At 68.0% G+C, this 20436-nt stretch carries 12 protein-coding genes and 1 pseudogene; 6 read left to right on the top strand and 7 right to left on the bottom strand.

Annotation, left to right across the window (positions count from 1 at the left end; all coding sequences use genetic code 11):
- Positions 1-423: 423 nt before the first annotated feature.
- The 4 genes from EF918_RS01965 to EF918_RS01950 all read right to left on the bottom strand — a co-directional run bounded on the left by EF918_RS01965 (position 424) and on the right by EF918_RS01950 (position 5525).
- Positions 424-822, bottom strand: coding sequence for a hypothetical protein (locus EF918_RS01965; protein WP_125639531.1), 399 nt, complete (start codon positions 820-822; stop codon positions 424-426).
- A gap of 1763 nt (positions 823-2585) precedes the next feature.
- Complete coding sequence (gene istB / locus EF918_RS01960; protein WP_125639527.1) at positions 2586-3371, bottom strand: IS21-like element helper ATPase IstB; 786 nt, start codon at positions 3369-3371, stop codon at positions 2586-2588.
- Positions 3368-4999 carry an IS21 family transposase gene (gene istA, locus EF918_RS01955; protein ID WP_125639524.1) on the bottom strand — a complete coding sequence of 544 codons (1632 nt, stop codon included), beginning with the start codon at positions 4997-4999 and terminating at the stop codon, positions 3368-3370. Before istA ends, istB begins: the two co-directional genes overlap by 4 nt.
- A 328-nt stretch (positions 5000-5327) precedes the next feature.
- Positions 5328-5525 carry a hypothetical protein gene (locus EF918_RS01950; protein ID WP_125639521.1) on the bottom strand — a complete coding sequence of 66 codons (198 nt, stop codon included), beginning with the start codon at positions 5523-5525 and terminating at the stop codon, positions 5328-5330.
- A gap of 155 nt (positions 5526-5680) precedes the next feature.
- Between EF918_RS01950 and EF918_RS01945 the strand changes: the two genes are divergently transcribed.
- On the top strand, positions 5681-6403 hold the full coding sequence (locus EF918_RS01945; protein ID WP_125639518.1) for a GntR family transcriptional regulator: 723 nt from the start codon (positions 5681-5683) through the stop codon (positions 6401-6403).
- A 70-nt stretch (positions 6404-6473) separates the two neighbouring features.
- On the opposite strand, the gene EF918_RS01940 is transcribed toward EF918_RS01945, so the two are convergent.
- Complete coding sequence (locus tag EF918_RS01940) at positions 6474-7319, bottom strand: GntR family transcriptional regulator (protein WP_260609702.1); 846 nt, start codon at positions 7317-7319, stop codon at positions 6474-6476.
- Positions 7320-7579: 260 nt separating this feature from the next.
- Between EF918_RS01940 and EF918_RS01935 the strand changes: the two genes are divergently transcribed.
- The 5 genes and pseudogenes from EF918_RS01935 (at position 7580) to EF918_RS01915 (ending at position 12150) form a co-directional block, all read left to right on the top strand.
- The gene (locus tag EF918_RS01935) at positions 7580-7906 is read left to right on the top strand and encodes a hypothetical protein (RefSeq protein ID WP_202483932.1); all 327 of its coding nucleotides are present in this window, start codon (positions 7580-7582) and stop codon (positions 7904-7906) included.
- On the top strand, positions 7906-9234 hold the full coding sequence (locus EF918_RS01930) for an FtsK/SpoIIIE domain-containing protein (protein ID WP_125639513.1): 1329 nt from the start codon (positions 7906-7908) through the stop codon (positions 9232-9234). Before EF918_RS01935 ends, EF918_RS01930 begins: the two co-directional genes overlap by 1 nt.
- Positions 9235-9452: 218 nt before the next feature.
- Positions 9453-10707, top strand: a pseudogene (locus EF918_RS01925) (replication initiator).
- The gene (locus EF918_RS01920) at positions 10700-10885 is read left to right on the top strand and encodes a helix-turn-helix domain-containing protein (RefSeq protein WP_125639511.1); all 186 of its coding nucleotides are present in this window, start codon (positions 10700-10702) and stop codon (positions 10883-10885) included. Before EF918_RS01925 ends, EF918_RS01920 begins: the two are co-directional and overlap by 8 nt.
- Complete coding sequence (locus tag EF918_RS01915) at positions 10882-12150, top strand: site-specific integrase (protein ID WP_125639509.1); 1269 nt, start codon at positions 10882-10884, stop codon at positions 12148-12150. Before EF918_RS01920 ends, EF918_RS01915 begins: the two co-directional genes overlap by 4 nt.
- Before the next feature lie 132 nt (positions 12151-12282).
- Here EF918_RS01915 and EF918_RS01910 read toward each other — a convergent pair whose 3' ends face one another.
- Together EF918_RS01910 and EF918_RS01905 are read right to left on the bottom strand one after the other, a co-directional pair.
- Positions 12283-12669, bottom strand: a complete 387-nt coding sequence (locus EF918_RS01910; RefSeq protein ID WP_125639507.1) for a hypothetical protein — start codon at positions 12667-12669, stop codon at positions 12283-12285.
- A complete protein-coding gene (locus tag EF918_RS01905) occupies positions 12666-20225 on the bottom strand; it encodes a ricin-type beta-trefoil lectin domain protein (RefSeq protein WP_125639505.1) in 7560 nt (2519 codons plus the stop codon). The genes EF918_RS01910 and EF918_RS01905 overlap by 4 nt, the downstream gene beginning before the upstream one ends.
- Between the last annotated feature and the right edge of the window lie 211 nt (positions 20226-20436).

The raw sequence follows: 20436 nt of genomic DNA, 5'->3' as shown, positions 1-20436 counted from the left end.
TAGAAGGTCCTGCTTTGGCTACCGAGCTGAACAGAAGCCTTTCCGCGACTCGAATCCAGCTCAGCTGTGGCTAGCAGGCCAGGTCCCGATGCGTAGTGACTGTAGAGCCGCCCCAGGTCGAGATTCTTCTTCTCCGACGCTAGCTCCATCGCCGAGATAAGGCCGCCCGCAGCGAAGAGGTCTGGGTAGAGACCAGGGCCAAGCGCATCCATGCTCTTGAAACCCCCCTCGGTTCGTTTTGCTAGCAGCCACAGAACTTCCCTGCATCCCACATGAAGGGCCGCCGTTGCCGTCAACTGCTGCCGTCAAGACGGCCAGAAGCCCGACCGGAGTGATATCCCGATGGGGCTTCGGCTCATTCAATCTCTACCAGACGGATCCGCTGAGTCCCAGCGGCAGACCTCGGCTCCTTCGGAAGTCTACTCAGACTGGTCTAATGCGCCTAATTTCGTCTCTACTCGCACGTAGATCCGTCAGCAGCTGCTGATAGTCGCCGCCAGATGGAGCACTTCCGGAGGTCCAGATTTGCTGGTACTTCAGCCATGCTTCCCAACATTTCTTGAGTACACCTTCTAGAGCAGCCGATAGCCCCATGAGGTCCTTGTCCGGAAGGCGTTCTTTTGCGCTGAGCTGGTAAGAAACATTGAAGCGTCCATGCTCGGCCAGAAGTTCGCCGATTGCTTCATTGATCGAGTTTGACGCATAGTCGCTCGAAATTACACAGATCACGAAATTCACGAAGTGAACTCGTGTGGGGCCTTGAAGTTCGGGAGGCACGGACCATGCGTCTGGCAGGTCATCCAGCCAATCAAACTCATCCACCTTCTACCTCTTCTCCCCGCAGGATCCCCATTTGATTCACTGGCCCGCTCGACGCAGGAAGACTGCCAGCTCTCTGATTGTTCCTTGGGCCGGAACATTCGGGACTCCACCTGCCTGCAGAACCCTCGCACAGTAGTGAAAACACGTTTCTGTCGCAGCGTCATAGGTGCCAGTGGCTCCCCTCCCAAGAAAGACCTCTTGGTAGGCCATAGCGCCGCCAGGATTCGGCAGGTCAAAAGTCACCGAACGTGCGCTGGACGAAACGGCTCCTGTGAAGATCTCTGACCTCACTGGCGTAGCGATCGTTTCACCTCCCACCTCCACCAGACCACCGACCTGGTGCGTGTGAAGAGTCTCCCCGCCCGCTCTGACCTCGATCGAAGCATGGCCACCGTCGTAATGGATCGTCGCTGTGCCACCGCAATTGTGAACCAGGACCGGCGTAGCCCCGGCGAGCACATAGTACGTGTGCTCGCCGAGCAGGCGTCACCTGCATTTTCGCTGGTCAGCGAATTCCGGCGGGTCCGAGGGCGTACGTGGAAGTCCCCTGCCGTGCGCCCCTGTTGCCGTCGGCGTTGCCGTCAGACGGCAACGCGCGTGAGGTCGGTGGAGTGGGCTTTGGCCGGTGTCCTGCCCGGGTTGGGGTCGGGCATGGTCAGGGGCCGTACGCTGGCCCGGCAACTCGGGCAGGTCTTGATCCTGCCCGGAATTTGAACGAGTGGCCCCCTGGCCTTGCCCGACGCGGGCCCCGGCCCGGGGAGGTGGGTAAAGCCCACGGAGCCGACCGACCCCACCTCCGGGCCTCCGCCCCGGCCAACTCCCTGCCGTCGCCTCGCCGTCTGCCTGGCGCTCGCCGCGCTGGCCGCGTCCTGCTTCTCCTCGCTTCCGGCGCGACGCTGCGCTGTTTCTGCGCGGCCTGGTCGCTGGCCGGCCCGCGGTGGCGGAGCCGAGAGCGGGCCGGGTGGGCGGCCGTGCCGCGCGCGACCCGCGTCAGCGGGTCGCCTTGAAGACGTAGAGAAAGTTTGGACGCATCCCGCTTCGGCGGTATTGCCCTGGCTTCGGTTGAGCGTTCGGCTGGGCTGCTGGCCTGGTGCGATGGTCTGCGGGTTGTGGGTCCTGTTCCGGCTGGCGGTGGTGGTTCTACTCGGCTCGGGTGACCTTGGCGTGGTCGGTGAAGACGCGTCTGAAGAGGTCGTGGCCGGTGCTGGCGTTAACGGCGCGAAATGGCCCCAGATTTCCGGTCTGGGCTGGCCCCACGTCGGTGGTTGAAGTGGCGCTTGTTCCGGCCTGAAGTGGCTCCGGGTTCCGGTCTCAGCAGGGCCAGCCATTTTAGCCGTGGGGCTGTTGAGGTGGGCTGATGGGCCATGAGCGAGAATGCTGCGCATGACGACTTGAAGAGCACCGGCAGGGCGGTGGCACTGGGTCAAGGTGGCGACCTGGGACACGATCAGGGACGGTGATCGCCGAATCTGTGCTGCCTGCGGGACAGCGGTCCGCTCCTACCAGTTCCGTCTCTATCCGCCTGAGTCCTCGATGTTCGAGCGGTGCGTCGGCTTGGCATGGTGCTCCGGGTGCCGGATCTACTCCGGTGCGATGGTCCACATTCCGCGAACACGTGTCCTCATCGACGCATTGGGGTCCCTGCCTGAGGACGAGTCTGTTCGACTGCGCCGCAGCGAAGCGAAGCTGGTCGACTATCTCGATCGCCAAGGTCGCCGGAAGCCTTGATCCACATCCAGAGGGTGACCGGTCATCTGTGAGGGCTACTTCTTCGCCTGTTGCTTGGCTTTGGTCTGGGCGAGGCGGTAGGACTCGGTGCCGGTCTCGATGATGGTGCCGTTGAAGGTGAGCCGGTCGACGATGGCCGCGCAGAGGCGCGGGTCGGTGAACGTCTTGGTCCAGCCTCCGAACGATTCGTTCGAAGCGATGGCCACGCTGTTCTTCTCCTCCCTCTCGGTCAGAACCTGGAACAGCATCTCGGCTCCCCGCCGGTCAAGCTCGAGATAGCCCAGCTCATCAATGCAGAGCAGATCGACGCGCCCGTAGCGAGCGATCGTCTTCGACAGCTGCTTCTCGTCGGCTGCCTCGACGAGCTCGTTGACGAGCTTGGCGGCCAGGGCATAACGGACGCGGCAGCCGGCCATGGCCGCCGCCGTCCCGAGCCCGATCAGCAGGTGGGACTTGCCGGTGCCGGAGTCCCCGATCAGGCAGAGCGGCTCGCCCTTCTTGACCCAGTCGCAGGTGGCGAGGTTGTTGACCACAGCCGGGACGACGTTGGGGTTGGCGCTGTAGTCGAAGTCGGAGAGCCACTTCTGGCGGGGGAAGCCGGCCGCCCGGATCCGTCGCTCCGAGCGTCGCCGGTCCCGGTCCTCGCACTCGGACATCAGCAGCTCGGCCAGAAACCCTCGGTAGGAGAGCTGTTCGCGTTCGGCGCGGGCGACGAGGTCCGGGAACTGGGCTCGCATGGTGGGCAGCCGCAGGACCCGGCAGGCGGTGTCGATCGCTGCGTCGGAGGCGGTCTCGGTCAGGTTGTGGTGCAGGCCGGTCATGGCGCGTCCTTCCTGGAGCGGTTCAGCAGCTGGTCCCAGCGGTCGAGAGAGGGCAGGGGACGCTGGTCGGCGGGGAGGCGGACGGCCCGATGGGCGTTCAGGCTGACCACCTCACTGGGTTCCGGCCCGGGCAGGACAGGAGCCGGCCGGGTGACCGTCACGGTGGGGGAACGGCCATCGGTCTGAGCGGCTTTGCGGGCTTCGAGGGCGACGATGTCGGCGGTGTGGGCGCCAGCTGCGAGGGCGGATCGGATTCCGGCGAACACATCGCGGTGTTCGAGGTGGCGGTGCAGCAGGAGCACGTGGACCAGCTGCTTGGTGCCTTCGGTGTCGCCCTCGGCCTTCTTCGCAGCAGCCCAGAACGCTTCGTGGGCGGCGGTGAACGTGCCCTCGCGGCGGGCCTGGTCCAGGGCCTCGGAGCCGGCCATCGCGCCGGGCTTGGCCAGCAGGACTTCGAGGAAGTGGTCCAGGACGACGCGCTCGGCGCCCTTCGCCGTCAGGCGGGGGTGGCGGGCGATCTCGGTGCGGCCGTGGAAGACGATCAGGTCGCTGGAGCGGAGCACGACCCGGACGGTGCGGCCGATGAACCGGGCCGGAACCGAGTAGCGGCAGACCCTCACCGCGATCATCCCGTAGCGGTCCACCCGCGGGGTGAACACGACGCCGGTCTCGAAGGAATCCTGAGGCAGCGGCATCAGGAGCACGGACTCGCGGGCGAAGTCCTGGCCGATCGTGCGGATCCGCATCCCGATCCGCCGTCCTTCCTCAGACCGCTCGAACTCGGCGAAGGACGCGTTCAGCTCGTCCAGAGAGCCCACCCGGGGAACGGGCGTGAGGTAGTTGCGGCGGAAGTAGCCAACCTGACCCTCCACTCCACCCTTCTCATGGGCGCCGCGAAGTCCCGGCTCGCAGTAGAAAGGGGTGAGCCCGAAGTGCTGGCGGAACTCCGTCCACCTGGGGTGTTCCTCCCGTGACCGGCTCTTGTGGATCACCCGGGAGACCGCCGGGGAGAGGTTGTCGTAGCGGATCTGCCCGCCCGGAACACCGCCCAGCGTGCGGAAGGCGTGAACGTGGCCGTCCAGAAAAGCCTCCTGGCCGCAGGAGGTGGTGATGCGGTGCACGGCCTTGCCCGAGTAGGCCAGACGCAGGGCGAAGACGAAGCACTTCGTCCTTTCGCCCGCCAGGTCCACCCATGCCTCGCCGAAGTCGACCTCGGCGTCCATGCCCGGCTGGTTGTGGCGGATCACGAACCCCGCCGCCGGTGCCGCCCCCGCAGCCTCGGCGATCTCCCGACGCCGACGGGAGACGTAGTCCCAGACCGTGGTGTAGGCGATCTCCGCCCCACACTCCTGCCGCAGCCGGTTCAGGATCCGCTGGACCGTGTGCCGCTGCTTCGGCGGCGCCTCCAGATCCCCCAGCAGCCACTCGTCGATCGTCTTCTTGAACGGATCCAACCTGGGCGAGGGCCGCACCGGCGTCTTCCGCGGCCTGGGCACCGGCGACGCCAGAGCCTCGCGTACGAGCCGGCGGTGCACGCCGTACTTGCGGGCCAGCGCCCGCATCGACAGCCCCTCCTGCCACGAGTCACGGCGGATCCGCAGGAACAGCTCTTCCCTCGACAACTCCATCCGGCATCGCCCCCACACGGTGGCCCACCACGACCGTCCCACCACCCGCCACCCGGTGGGGCCAGATCAGACCGGAACAACCCCCGAACGCTCTCGTACGCCCCCAGGAGTGGGGCCAACTCAAGCCGGAAAGTGGAGCCGAACCAGAGCGTTAATGCCACGGTGCGTCCGGTGTGGCGGAGTGCCCAGTCCTGTGCGGCTTCCTGTTCATCGCGCGGGCCGGATTCGGCTCCGCAGTTGGCAGCGACGCAGAACGCCTCGTAGGTGATGCCGCCTTCAGGGGCGTGGCGGATGGTGTGGCTGACGTGCCGGTAGACGGCGCGGGGGCTCACTGGTGGCCCTCCGGGTGGCGTCGCATGTAGACGTTGCAGTCGCTGACGGTGGTCATGTCGCCGACCGCGCGGGCCCGGTCGCGTACGTTGGCCAGTTCGGTACAGCCCGCGCAGCCTTCAACGGGAGTCGGCTCCAGTTCCAGGCGCAAGGGGAGTTCGACCGGCTGGGTGGAGTATCTGGTCGGCTCCGTCATGCACATCGCCACCTCTCGAACGTCACATGGCCGACCTCTTGACAGATCGGTGCTCTAGTTCAGTATTCGAGTGGCCGAAGCGCTCCCGCTACGGTTCGTAGTGCACTAGTGTGCCCTCACTGACAGCACGTCAACTCAACGGAGGGGCACGCCTTATGCCCAGTCCCAAGACGTTCACGAAGATCGCGGATCACTTCCGGGAGCGCATCCTGTCCGGAGAGCTTGAGCCGGGCGCCAAGCTGCCGACCAACCGGGAGATCGCCGGGCAGTGGCAGGCCGCGGCCGCCACCGTCTCCCGCGCCTTGCAGGCTCTCCAGGTGGAGAACTTCATCCGCACCACCCCCCGGGGCACCTACGTCGCCGATGACCCTCGCTGGACGCTGTCGGCGCGGGACCGGCTGGCCCGGGTCCAGCGGGTGAAGTCGTTCCTGGCCGAGGGGGAGACGAGCCGGGTGACGGCCGCCGAGCTGATCATCCCGCCGCTGTACGTGGCGGAGATCTTCGATCTGGAGGCCGGGGATCAGGTGGTTCGGCGCGAGTGGCTGGCCGGACGGGGCAAGACCCGGACCGTGTTCGCCGTGACCTGGTACCCGGCCCCGTTCGCCGCCCTCGTGCCGGACCTGCTGAACACCGCCCCGGGCCGCAATCACGGACTCTCGGCCAGGGTTCTGGAAGCCACCGGGCGCACGATCACCCACGCCCGCGACGACATGCACGCCCGTCCCGCCGATGCCCGAGAGGCGAGCGCGCTGGGGCTGCCGGTCGGCTCCCCGATCCTGGTCGGCGCCCACCGCTGGTCGGACGCGGAGGGGATCATCGAGTACGGGGAATGGTGCCTGCCGCCTCGATTCACCATCGGCTACGAGTACCAGCCCTGACCGATCCACGCGAAGCGTCCCCGAAAGCCAGCCTGCGGCCTTCGGGGACGCTGCCGTTCACGTACCCGCCTCAGTTGGTGTCGCGGCCTTCGAGGCGTTCGACGCGCTCCTCCAGCTCCTCGATCCGCTCCAGGGCTCGTTCCAGCTTGTAGGCGAGATCCGCCACTCCGGCCACCGCCGGGAACTCGTTTGGCGGGGCAGCCGACGCTTCGTCCGGCTCGTCCACCGGCTGCACCGCTACCGGTACCTCTGTGCCGAACTCGCCCCCCACGACGACATACGCCATCGAGCCGTTGCGCTGGTGGGCCTTCTTCATCCTGCCCTCCAGGGCGAGGAAGGTCAGGGCCTGGTCTGCGGATTCCGGGTCGCCGCCGATCGTGTCAACCACCTCGTCCACGGTGACCCTGGCTCCCCTGGCCAGTGATCCGTCCCTGATCTTGCGGACCAGGCGGCCGTGGATGAGCTGGGTGGCGAAGCCGTGGTCGTCCCAGTCACGTACGTAGACCTCGTCGCCGGGCAGCTCCCCGGGGTAGCGCAGGAGGAAGTTGCCGGCCAGCAGAGCAATGGCGTTGGTGACCACGTTGAGCGGCACCGCGTAGTGCTCCGCCAGGACCTCGCGGGCCGGGAGCCGGGCGCCGGGCGCCAGAGTGCCGGAGTAGATCTGCTGTGTGAGATCGCCGGCGACCTTCTCGAAGGCGTCCTCGAAGTCGGCCGAGCGCGTGACGAACGTGCCGCGCCCCTGGCGGGCGATGACCCAGCCCTCGTTCCTGAGAAGCCTGATCGCCTTCTGCACGGTCAGGCTGGATGCCTTGTAGGTCTGCATGAGCTGGCTCTGCGTCGGCAGAAGCTGGCCCGGACGCAGTTCGCCGTCCCGGATCTGCTGCCGCAGGTCGTCCGCGATGCGTTCGAACGTCAAGCGCGCTTCGTCAGCAGCAGCCATGTCCATCCCTGGTCCCGGTCCGATTCCACCCGCCGCAGGCCGCCCGCTGACTGTCGTGTTTCACCAGCTCAGCGGCCTCACGGGGTCAGAGTAGCCGCCTGATGGATGGACCACCGCAAGATCGGATGGAACTCAATAGGGATGGACTTCGGATGGAATGAATGTATGGTTGCGGCACGCGATCACCCACACGGGCGACTTGCACCCCTTCTACCTGGAGGTTTGCCGTGAAGACCATGCCCATCGACCAGTCCCAGGCCCTGGTAATCCTGGCCTCCGAGTCCCGCCCACACTTCAAGGACCGCGAAGGCCAGCAGCCCGCGATCGACCGGCCCACCGGCGCCCACCTGCACCTGGTGGACGTGATGTTCGCCTTCAACGGCCGCGCCGAAGTGATCACCGTCAAGGTCCCGGAGCCGGGTCTCGGCAAGGGCCTGAAGGTCGGCCTGCCGGTCGTCTTCACCGGCCTGGTCGCCTCGGCCTGGGAGAACGAGATCAACGGTAAGGACCGCCACGGCATCTCCCTGCGCGCCGACGCCGTCACCGCCAAGGCCGGTGCCTGATGACCGACAGCCCCCTCGGCCTTGTGCTCCTGACCGTGGTCGGCCTCGGCGTCCTCGGGCTGCTGGGCTGGGCCGGGCACTGCTTCACCCGCTGGTACCGGGCCGATGCCGAGACCCGTATCAGCCTGCGGCAGGCGCGGCGGATGCGGTGGGGCTGGAAACGGCTCGCCCCGATGCTCGGCCTGGCGGTCAAAGACGCCACCCCGACCGTGCTCCAGCAATACGGCCCGCAGGACCAACCGACCAAGCCGCGCGTGCTGGTGCCACGCCTGCGCACCCGCGCTGACGCCTTCGGCGTCACCGGCACCGCCGATGCCCTCCCGCAGGTCGGGCTGAGCGCCTGGCAGGACGCCAGCGAGGGCCTGTGCGACGCCTGGGGGATGCGGCGCATCCGGATCAGCCAGCCCAAGCCCGGAGTGATCGTCGCGCGCGGCTTCCGGCGCGAGCCGCTGGAGGCGGTGATCCGCTCACCACTCCTCGGCCCGGACGGCTCCCCCGTCTGCCGACCGGGGCAGTTCGTCTCCACCGATGACGTGCTGCTCGGCTGGGACGAGGACGGCACCCCGATCGTGCTCAACCTCGCCTACTCCGCGCACGCCCTGGTCGCCGGCCTCACCCGCTCCGGCAAGTCGATCACCGTCAACACCCTGCTGGCCTACGCCTCGCTCATGCGGGACGTGCGGCTGATCGTGATCGACCCCAACCTCGGCGCCGTCGCGCCCTGGTGGCGTACCGCCTACAAGGTCTCCGACGCCATCCACCCCGACGAGCCGACCGAGATCCTGCGCTGGGTGCGCGAGGAGATGCAGCGCCGGGAGCGGCTGTTCTGGTCCGGCCGCACCGACCGCATCACCGACTTCAGCCCCGAGCTGCCGCTACTGCTCGTGGTGATCGACGAGGTCGCGAACTACACCCGGCACCCGGACCGCAAGGCCCGCGAACGCTTCGAGGCCGAGCTGCTGGCCATCGCCAGCCAGGGCGCCAAGTTCGGCATCCGGCTGTGGCTGCTCACCCAGAAGCCCTCCGCCGACGTGCTCACCACCGCCGTACGGACCAACCTGTCCGCCCGGATCTGCCACCGCGTCGACACCGTCGAGGACTTCCTGCACCTCTTCCCCGACGGCCGGGAACTGGACATCACCGCCGCCGACCGCACCATGCCCCAGGGCGTCTCGATCGCCTCCGTCGGCGACATGCGCACCCCGGTCCGGTTGCGCTCGGTCTACCTGCCCACCGAAGCCTGCTGGCAGATCAACGACCTCATGTGCGCCGAAGGGCTCAAGGTCCGCGACCTGCCCGACCACATCGACCTGGACAAGGCCGCGTGACCGCCGCCTCCTGGTCCCGCTTCGCAGCGATCCCCGGCAAGGGCGTGTAGTCGCCAAACCCTCGCCCCTGCCGGGGCCTCCCTCCCATCCATCCACGGCACACGTGTGCCGCAGCGCAGAGAGGTCCCGCCAGCATGCCACCGCACCACCCCACCACCACAATCCCCCACCCCGAACCGGCCGCACCCGCGCTACCCACGTTCACCGGGTACCGCGACCTGCTCGGCCTGGTACGGCAACTGTCCTCGCTCGGCGGCTGCGCCCGGCCGATCCGGCTCGAAGGCCAGCGCACCGAGATCGACGCCTTCACCGGCGCGATCCTGCGCGAGCTGAAGTCCAAGGAACTGCCCGCCGGGCACCTCCTGGTGCGCTGCGGCAACCGCCGCACTACCCGCTGCCCCTCCTGCGCCGAGCTCTACCGCCAGGACACCTACCACCTCATCGCCGCCGGCCTGCGCGGCGGCAAGAACATCCCCGAACAGGTCGCCACCCACCCCCGCGTCTTCGCCACCCTCACCGCACCCTCATACGGGCCCGTCCACGGCCGACGCGTGGGCGGCTCCGCCCGCTGCCGCTGCGGACGCACCCACGCCCAGGGCGACCCGCTCCTCGGCACCGCGCTTGACCCGGAGCGGTACGACTACACCGGCGCCGTGCTGTGGAACGCCCACGCCCCCGCTCTGTGGGCCCGCTTCATGCTCAACCTGCGCCGCACCATCGCTGCCGCAGCTGGCCTCCCGCAGCGACTGCTGCACAAGTTCGTCCGGGTCTCGTACGCCAAGGTCGCCGAGTACCAGCAGAGGGGAATGATCCACTTCCACGCAGTGATCCGCCTCGACGGCCCCGCAGGCCCCTACACCCCGCCGCCCGCCTGGGCCACCCCCGAACTCTTGGCCGACACCATCCAGCTCGCGGCCACCCGCGCCCACATCGACGGGCCCGAGATCAACGGGCGCGCCCGCTCCTTCGCCTTCGGCGAGCAGATCGACACCAGGGTCATCCGGTCCTCCGCCTTCCAGGGCGGGACCACGATCACCGAGGACAAGGTCGCCGGATACGTCGCCAAGTACGCCACCAAGGGCACCGAAGCCACCACCGGCACCCTCGACCACCGCCTGAAGAAGATCACCGATCTCTGGTTCGAGTCCGTGCCCGACCCGGATGATCCGCACCGCCTGGGCCCTCGGCAACCGCGACGACCTCAAGCACCTAAACCTGCGCAAGTGGGCCCACATGCTCGGCTTCCGCGGCCACTTCTCCACCAAGACCCGCGCCTACTCCACCACCCTCGGCGCCCTCCGCACTGCCCGAGCCGCCTGGCACCGCCGCCACACCCCTCCGCCCTCCCCGACCACCCTCGTCCTCGCCCACTGGGCCTACGACGGCACCGGCCTCACCCCCGACCTCGAACGCCTCGCCGCCCTCATCAACGGCGGCCCGACACGCGACCAGGGGGTGACAGCCGGTGCGTGACGACGAACTCCTCACCGTCTCCGAGGCCATGGCCCGCCTCAAGATCGGCCGTTCCGCCCTCTACGACCTCCTGCGCACCCGGCGCCTGGCCTCCCTGACTATCGGCCGCGCCCGCCGCATCCCCGCCCACGCCCTGGACGACTACGTCCAGCGCCACCTGGAAGAGGCCGCCCGATGACCGCCCCCAAACGCAAGAAGGCCCGCGCCAACGGCGAAGGCACCATCTACCAGCGCAGGGACGGCCGCTGGGAAGCCGCCGGCTACGTCCTCGCCGCCAACGGCACCCGCAAACGTGTCCGCGTCTACGGCAGCACGCGGAGGGAAGCTGCCGACAAACTCGCCGAGAAGATCGCCGACAGCAACCGCGGCCTCCCTGTCGCCACCGCCGACAGCACCGTCGGCGACTACCTCACCTACTGGCTCGGCAGCGTCGCCGTCCACCGGCTTCGGGAGAACACCCACACCCGATACGCCGCCTGCGTCCGCCTCCACCTCATCCCTGGCCTCGGCACCAAGAAGGTCGCCCGCCTCACGGCCAAGGACGTGCGTCTCTTCCTCGACCGGCTCCGCGCCACCTGCCAGTGCTGCACCCAGGGCCTGGACACCGAACGGAAGAGGTGCTGCGCCATCGGCGAGTGCTGCCAGAAACGGCTGTCCCCTTTGACCGTGACCTACGTGCACTCGGTGCTCAAATCGGCACTGGAGCATGCCGTCCGCGAAGACGAACTGCCCCGCAACGTCGCCCGCAACGTCAAGACCATTACGCACCAGCCCAGGCGCTTCCGTCCGCTCACCGCAGCCGAGGCCCGCCAGTTCCTCGACGCGGCCCGCACCGACCGGCTGCACGCGCTGTACGAACTCGCCCTGCGAACCGGACTCCGCAAAGGCGAACTCCTCGGCCTCCACTGGGAAGACCTCGACCTCACAACCGGAGCGGCCAGCATCCGCCGCTCACTCCAGCGCACCCGCACCGGCGGCCTCACCCACCTGCCCACCAAGACCCAAGCATCCGAACGCCGCATCGCCCTCCCCACTGAGTGCATCCCCTACCTCAAGGCACACAAGGAACGGCAGGACAAGGAACGCGAGACCGCAGGACTGGACTGGAGAGATAGCAGCCTCGTCTTCTCCACCCCGACCGGCGCACCTCTCGACCCGGCCAACCTCACCCGCCGCTTCCGCAGCTTCCTCGACCGCGCCGAACTCCGGCGTATCCGATTCCACGACCTCCGCCACTCGACTGCCACGCTGCTCTTGGAGCAAGGCGTCGACCTCGTCGTGATCAAGGAACTCCTCGGACACGCCCATATCGGCGTCACCGCCGGCGTCTACGCCCACGTAAGGCTTCGCCTCCAACGCCAAGCCATCGACACACTCGACGGCGCCCTCAGCGGAGACAGCGACACCCCTGACAGCCCACCCGGCGCTGCCGTCGTCTTCTGACGTTGCCGTCACCGTTGCCGTCAAGCACCACAGAGGCCCCACCGGAATGCTCCGGTGGGGCCTCTGGCATCTGACGGGCCCCGCTCTCCGCAAAGCCGCGCGTCGAGACTGGTCAGATTCTATCGTCGCTTTTCATTGACTGGATTCGGTGAACTCGTCCAGCCGCTCATAGATTTCATCTACCGCGGCCTCCTCCAATTCCCCCACCATCCAATCATTTGCTGCCATGTGATCGAGGAACTCGGCGGGGAGTTTCACATGATATCGCCTCACATAGTACACCAGGCTGCTCGGCCACACCCAGGAGCCATCTGTCCGAATTGAATACTGGCAGATTCTCTTGGCACTCACATCCAGTAGATCATCAACCCACTGGCTTGCGGCGACAATAACCTCCCCTTTTTCTAGATAGCGCGCCGCCAATGCCTCCCAGGGGTGCTCGACAGAGGTCGCCGCGGTGGAGACTTCCTCAGCAGATCCATAGAATCCTGCACGTCTCACGATGTCCTCTCCTGTCATCTGCCCCCTCCGGGAAGGAAACTCGCCCATTCGCCATGGAAGTGGGATCGACCAAGCGCTGCACCCTCACGACCAATACTCATCCTACCGTTGGGACGTACGTACAAGTAGCCGGTGGGTGCCAGGACTTCCACGCCGAGTTTATTGGCAAGATCCTGCGCGAAGGTTCCTCGAGAAGCACCAGTCTGGCAGGAGCAGAGCCTAATCGGCCCGCCGGCGTAGTTCGGATCACTCCTTATCAGGCCCGCCAGCACCCGGTGGTTAATTAGACCGGATCCACCTTCTGCGGCATTGAAGCTGGGGGCGACGCCATCAGGGGAACCATGGATCCAAACGTCGTGATATCCCTCAGCGCGCTCGACTTTCGGTATAAACCCGTTCAGCTGGTCTTCTGCCGAAAGAAGATTGGTTGAGCAATTGTGGACCAGGACCGGTGTGGCGCCCGCGAGCACATAGTACGTGTGGAAGTCCGCAACCGTGAGGTTGTACGTCTCCAGGTCTGCGCCGTAGGTGCGTATGCGACTGACCGTGGCCGTGCCGCCGTCTGCCGTGCGCAGCTTGGTTCCGACCGACAGCTCGCCGGCATCGACCCAGGCCTTCTGGGTCTCCGACCAGAACGGGTGGTGGGCCGTCGTCGTGATCTTTTCCGTATCGGCAGGACCCTCGACGGTGAGGTCGACATAGTCCTTATCGTCCTCAGTGAAGATCGAGGCCGTGACCACCTTGGCTTCGGTCTGGTGCGTTTCCGGATCACTTGCCAGGACTTCGTCGCTGGCGCTCAATTCCTCGATCGGCTTGGAGCTGCCGTCGGCGAGAAGGACACGCGTGCCTGCCGTGAAGCTGTTGCAACCGGCGCCACGGGCTGCTGCCTCCCCAACCTCACCCGTCGCCTTCCCGGCCGCCGCCTTCCCGGCCGCACCACCGGCAAGACGAGAGGCGATCTTTGATACCCCCGCCGCAATGAGCGGAGCGAGTACATGGCCTGCAGCGCCTCCCGCCGCGCCCCACAGCGCGGCGTTGGCCATGTCGCCCAGCACACCCATCGTGCTGTGATCGGCATTCGGGTCCATGGCATTGGTGATTGCGGCGCCTGCAGCGGCAGCCAAGGCACCGCAGCCGACAGCCATGGCGAAACCTACGCCGCCTGTGGCGATACCGGCAGCTGCCGCACCAGCCATGCAGACTCCGCCGACCGCGACCTCGACGACGAAGCCGACGATCTGGTGCTTGTGCTCATTCCACTGCTTCTTGACGTTGCACCAGGACAGCAGGCCGCACCCGGACTTCTTCTTGCCGCTGCTGCTCTTACCGGAGCTGCCGCTGCTGGTGACATCGCCCTTGCTCGTCGCCTGTCCGCCGTACGGCCAAGAGGCGTTGGCCTTCTCCTTGTTGGCGTAGGTGTCGTCGCCGCCCTTGCCGCCGCTGTCCAGCCAGCCCTTGTCCTCGCCCACGATGACCCTGAGGCCGTCCGGGTCGACGTTGCCGACCGGGTTGGCGTTGGCGTACGTGTAGCCGTTCATCTGGAGGGGGTCGGCCATGTCGATGATCGGGTCGACCGAGATGAAGCGGCCCGTCTGGGACTCGTACTCGCGGGCGCCTATGTGGGTCAGCGAGGTCGAGGCGTCCGCCACGCCCGTGCCCAGGAAGGTGCGGGTGCCCGACCAGTTGGTCGGCTGGGTGCCGCGGGGGTTGCCGTACGGGTCGAACTTGCGGCGGGTGATCGCCTGGCCGTTGGCCTGGTCGATCGAGGTCGTGCCCGTGCCGTGGTGGTCGGAGACCTGGACCGTCAGCTTGTGGCCCGTTGTCCTGCCGAACGTCTGGCGGACCGTGGTCAGGCCGCCCGGGGAGGCGTAGTAGCGCTGGGCGTCCAGGGCCTGGCCGGCCGAGTTCACCGTGATCACGCTCTCGCCCAGATACAGGGTGCGCGTGCTGCCGTTGTCCTCGATCAGACGGTTGCCCGACGCGTCGTACAGGTACGTGGTCGTGTTGCTGAACGACCACGCCTGGGACGGCGCCCCGTTGCACGTCCAGATGTTCAGGACCGTGCCGTCGTTGCTGTTGCCGGCCGGGACGTCCAGGCACTCGTTCGTCGCCGGGTGGTGAATCGTCCTGTCACCCGGGCGGTACACGAACTTCTGCGCCGCGCTGCCGTCGCACGCCGCCAGCCGCGGTGTGCCGCCCTGGTTGGTGACGCACTTGTCCTGGAAGCGGAGCGTGTCGCCCGTGAGCCGCCACTGCTGCGCCTTCGACGCGTTGCAGCTGTAGAGCTGGAGCGGGGTGCCGTCCGCCGTGTTGCCGGACTGCAGGTCCAGGCACTTGCCGGCCAGGCCCTGCACCGCCACCGCGCCGATGCCCGGGCTCGTCGCCGAGGTGAGCTTGTTGCGGCGGTCCCAGTTCAGGGTCTGGGTGTCGCCCCCGACGGTGCGGCGCGTGGTGTTGCCCGCGGCGTCGTAGCCGTACGTCGACTGCGAGGTGACGGTCTGGCCCGGCTTGCGGGTCGTCTGGTTCACCTTCGTCAACGCGTGCGGCTGGATCTTGACCGGCGGCTGTGTGCCGTTGCCCGCGATCGTGACGCCGTACTCGTACGTGAACTCGTCGTTCAGGGACGGGTCCACCAAGTCGTGGTCGACCAGCTTGGTGCGGTTGCCGATCGAGTCGAAGGAGTACTCCTGCCAGTAGCCGTCCCCGTCCGGGCCGGCCGTGACATCGGCCTTCACGTCCGCCCCGCACGCCTTGCCCGTCCAGGCCTGCGTCAGCTGGCCCATCGGGTCGTACGTGAAGCACTCCTTGTCGACGCGGCCGCCCGGCCGGGTGTCCGTGATCGACGTGATGTCGCCGACCGGGTCGTACGCGTACGAGAGCTGGCTGATGCGGTTGGGGTTGGCCGGGTCCGGCTGGTTCGGGGTCTCGCGGTCCGTGATCGAGTCCGTCAGCCGGCGCGTGTTCCGGTCGTACAGGTTCGTCGCCCACACCCGGCGCGGGGCACTGCCCGACGCCGTGCGCATGACCTCGCCGAACGGGCTGTAGACCGTGTCCGCCGCGTACCAGTCCAGGCCGGACAGGGTGATCGGCGCGCCCTGGGCGTTGTAGCGGGTGACCAGGCGTTCGGCGGCCAGGCCGCCCGGGGTCGCCGGGAGGGTGGTCGTCTGGACCTTGCCGGTCGGGGTGTACGTCGACGCGTACGCGTACGTGCCGGCCAGGCCCTTCGTGGCCGCGGTGTCCGGGACGGTGATCCGGGAGCCCGTCGGGCGGTACTCCGCGTCGTAGCCCGTGACCTCGCTCGTGTACGCCTTGCCGTCGTAGTAACGGGTCGAGGCGACCGGCTTGCCCTTGGCGCCCGGCAGCGTGTCGAAGGTGAACGCCGCCACCAGCGGACCGTCCGCCGCGTCGTCGCGCAGCGCCGTGGTCCGGCCGAGGACGTCGTACGTCGTGTACTGCGTACGGCCGGCCGAGTCCTTCGCCCAGACCAGGCGGTCGAGGTTGTCGTAGCCGAACGACGCGTCGCCCATGTCCGGGTCGGACGAGGCGGTCTTACGGCCGCGCGCGTCGTAGGTGTACGTCCACGTGTTCAGCGCCGGGTCCGTGACCTTCACCAGCTTGCCGCGGATGTCGTACGTGTACGAGGTGACGTTGGCGTCGTCGGACGTCGGGGCCGTGATCTTCTGGGGGGTGAGGTCCGTCGTCCTGTAGTGGTGGATCTGCGTCGTGCGACCCATCACGTCGGTCGTCGTCCGCACCGACCGGCTGCCCGCCAGGGGCGCGTCACCGGTCTCGTTCATCCCGGTGCGCGTCAGCGTCCAGTCGCCCTCGTAGCGGCTGGTGGACGAGTACTTCGCCGTGTCCTCGTGGAAGGTCGTGACCCGTACGGCGCGGCCCAGGCCGTCGTACGCCGTCCTCGTCGAGTTGGGGACCTCGGACTCCACGGGCGTGAAGATCTTCGAGTCCGGTGCGCCCTGCGTGTAGTACGCGGCGTTCGACCGGGCAACCGTTCCGTTGGCGCTGTAGAGGTTGTCCGAGATCAGTCGGCCGCCCGCGATCGACTCCGTCTGGGTCTGACGCGTGCGTAGCTGGCCGTCGTAGATCGTGAGCGACTTCTCGTACGTGCCGTTGTCACGCAGCACGCCGCTCGTGACGACCGGCGGCTGGTGCTCGGCGATCTGGTACTCGAAGGTGTAGGCGGCCTTGTCGGTCCCCGGCTTCTGCGACGGCGTCCAGACGGCCGTGGTGCGGCCCAGGTTGTCGTACGCCGTCGTGACCTTGCGGCCGTTGGCGTCCGTGGTCTCCAGCGGCGTGGCACGGCCTGGGTCCACCTTGGTGGTCGCCGTGTGCCCGAGGGCGTTGGTGACCGTCGAGCTGAAGACCGGACCGGTCGCCGGGGTGAAGGCGGTGGACGTGGCGGTGCCCGCCGCGTCGTACGCCTTGGTGGCGCGGCCGAGCGCGTCGTACTCGGTCCGGGCCGTCGTGACCCAGCCGGTGCCGGCCGCGTCGTTGGTGTCGATCTGGTACGGCAGGCCCTTGACCGGCGCGGTGCCGAAGGCGTTCAGGGCGTCGTACGAGGTGCGGGTGTCGGAGAGCATGGCGGCCATGCCCGCCTTGGCGCACTCGCCCGCGGTCGTACGGACCCGCTGCGGCAGGCCGATCAGGTGCTTGTCGGTGTTGTGGACGTAGGTCGTGCTCGTACAGGTCTGGTCCGAGAGGGTCCAGGCCCCGGAGCCGGACAGGGTGATGCCGGCCTTCTCCGTGGACGTGACGAGGCCGTACGCCGGCTCGAACGTGTTCGTCGTGCGCAGGATGCCGGACCGGCCGCCGCTGATCGCCTGGATGGCGTCCGTCCGGGCGGTGTTGCTGCGGAAGGCCTCCAGCGGGGTGGTGCCCTCACGCTGCCGGGTCGCCGTCTTCTGCGACCACGGCCAGGTCAGCTCGCGCGCGGCGATCTCGCCGCCCACCTTGGTGTACGTGATCGTCTCGGCGGCCCGGCCCTGGTACTGCGGCAGGTCCTCGCCGAGCTCCTCCGCACCGGTGGAGTCCTTGACCGTGATCCTCGCGCGGCCGGCGTCGCCGGACATGCCGCGGAAGTAGCGGGTCCGGGTCATCGACTGCTCGGTGGCGTCGGCCTTGCCGGCGTTCGCAGTGACGCCCTTCTTCACCACGACCGAGGCGTAACCGCGCCACTGGCTGTACGTGCGCAGCTCGGGCTTGGAGAACTCGTCGGTCTCCTTGGCCCAGGCCGCGTCGCCCTCGTACGTGTAGCTCGTGACGACGTCGGGCTGGCGCGCGACGCGGTCCCGCTCGACGACGCGGTCGACGACGTACTTGTTGAACCACTCGATCGGCGGCTTCTCCAGGTCCGGGTCGGGCGACCAGTGGACCGGGTAGCAGCGGGTGGTGTTCTCCTCCGGCTTGGGGTGCGTGCCGCCGACCGGGCAGGGGTCGGAGTAGTCGACGTACGTCTCGCCGCCCGTCTCGGAGCGGATCGTCTCGACGCGCAGGCGGTCGAAGTCGGGGGTGGCGTCCGTGGCACTGGTGGCGACGCGGTTGGGCATGTCCTGCACGTTGGGCAGGAAGGAGACCGGCGGCAGCGCGGTGCTGGGCTGATTGCCCTGCGCGTCCTTCACTCCGTAGCCGGTGCGGGTGATCGACTCCAGCCACAGCGGCGGGTGGGTGTCGGTGCGCTGCATCGGGAAGGACTGGGTCAGGTTCCAGCGGTCGACGGCCGACAGATCGGTCGAGCCCGAGGTGCGCTGGGCGTACGTGGTGACGGACGTCAGCCGCTTACGGGACCAGAAGGTCGGCGAGGAGACGTAGCAGTCCTTGGCGTCCGCCTTGCAGTGCAGCGTCGACGGGGTGTCCCACCACGGCTGCTTGTCGCCGTAGTTCTTCGACTCGAACTCGGTGTCGGTGCACTTGGTGCCGCCCTCGGCGATGCAGCGCTCGGCGACGGTGAACTCGACCTTGCCGGCCGGGGCGCCCGAGAGGTTGTCCGCGCGCAGACCGTAGAGGATCTGGGTCGGGTAGCCGCCGCGGACGTAGGAGACCTTCTCCTTGAACTTCTCGTTCTTCGCGTAGTGGTTGGTCTCCCGCGCCCAGTCGACGACCATCGCGTTGCCGTGCACGTCCTCGACGTAGTCGAGGTTCCAGCGCCAGCCCTGGGTGCAGGAGGAACTCGCGAAGGAGCTCTGGTAGCAGGGCTCGCCCGGGTGGTTGCCGAAGACCGGGACGGTGAACACCGAGTTCGTCACGGCACGGCTGCCGGCGCCGTCCACGTCGTGCAGGCCGAAGTGGTAGCGGGTGCCGTCGCGGGTGGTGACCACCCAGTACTCGCCGTCCTTGGCGCCGTTGGAGCCGCCGGTCTTCCGCTCGATGCGCGAGCCGTCGTCCGAAGCCGGAATCCAGGCGCCGGTCGTGGCGTCGTGGACCAGTTCGGTCGTCGAGCCGCCCAGCGACATCACGACGTTGTCGCCGGCCCAGCAGAGGTCGCTCTTCTTCTTGTCCGTGCTGTTGTCGTTGTTCGCGGCCCCGCTCGCACCCGCCTTGCGGTCCTCGGAGCAGGCGCGGTAGCGGCGCTCGACGAAGCCGGGTTCGTAGCCCCAGCCGTCACCGATCCAGGAGGCCTGGCCGTTGCTCGCCGAGGTCTTGCCGTCCACGGCCTGCGAGGAGTACGAGAAGGCGATCTTCGGCGCGGGGCCGGCCGGGGTCGGCGGCACCGTCAGGGGGTAGGTCCACGAGAAGCCGCCGCCGCTGCCGCCCGCCGACCAGGTGCCGGACGGGGAGAGCGAGGTGGCCTTGTACGTGCCGCCGGCGCCGGACGCCGAGTCGGACGCGGCCAGGACCATCGGGCCACCGCCGCCGACCGCCATGGTGCGCATGCCCATGCCCGGCGAGGTCGCCGGGTCCACGGTCGCGCGGACGGTGCCGGTGGCGGGGTCGTTGGTAGAGGGGACGGTCTTGGAGGTCGTGCACTCGGGCAGGTCGGGGGTGGTCAGGAAGCACTCGGGGAGCTGCTTCAGCTCCAGGCGGGACGCCCACTCGGTGCCGTAGAGGTCCTGGAACTTCTTGTAGTCCAGTCGCACGTCCACCGGCGTCGCGGCCCCGGCAGGCGGCGTGACCTTGATGATCGCGCCGTCGACGCCCGCGGCCTCGGTGGAGGTGCGCCCCTCCACCGAGACCGACCAGGTGCCGGAGGGCGCCGGAGGCGTGGGGTTGGCCTCGGTCGGCGAAGCCTTGCCGATCGCGACGGGGAGGGAGCCGGCCTGGACCAGCTGGTCGCCGCCCAGGGCGACCTGGGTGGTACCGGCCGGTGGGGGCGTGACGTCGGTCGGGACGTACTCGGCCGGCGGCTGCGCCGGGCTGCCCGCCCAGCCTTCCAACTTCGCCGCCGCGTCCTTGTCCAGCTTGACGGGCGCTTCCTGCTGGAGGCCGGGCAGGGAGATGCCGTTGCGGTCGCCCGCCCCCGCGGCCCATGCCTGCGCGGGCAGCAGCGTCACGGTCAGCAGCGCCGACAGCGCGACGGCGACCTGCCGCGCGGCACGCCTGCGACTTCGCCCGTTTCCGGGCATGCGGAAATTGCTCGCCGAAAACGGCGACATGTGGACCCCCCCACGCGCTGCCCGGCGCGGTAATCGACGCACGACGGGCAGAGAACTGACAAATAGCCAGGTGATTGTGTGGCACGCGACAAAGAAAAGTCCACGGTTTCCGCATTTGATGTGATCCTCGTCACCTTAACGCTTGCATACGCGTGGACGAACGCGCCAAAATGGGCAATGC

The sequence above is a fragment of the Streptomyces sp. WAC06614 genome, assembly GCF_003949795.1.
GTDB lineage: Bacteria > Actinomycetota > Actinomycetes > Streptomycetales > Streptomycetaceae > Streptomyces.
Note: the sequence above shows the minus strand (reverse complement) of the source record. Positions and strands in the feature narration are given on the sequence as shown.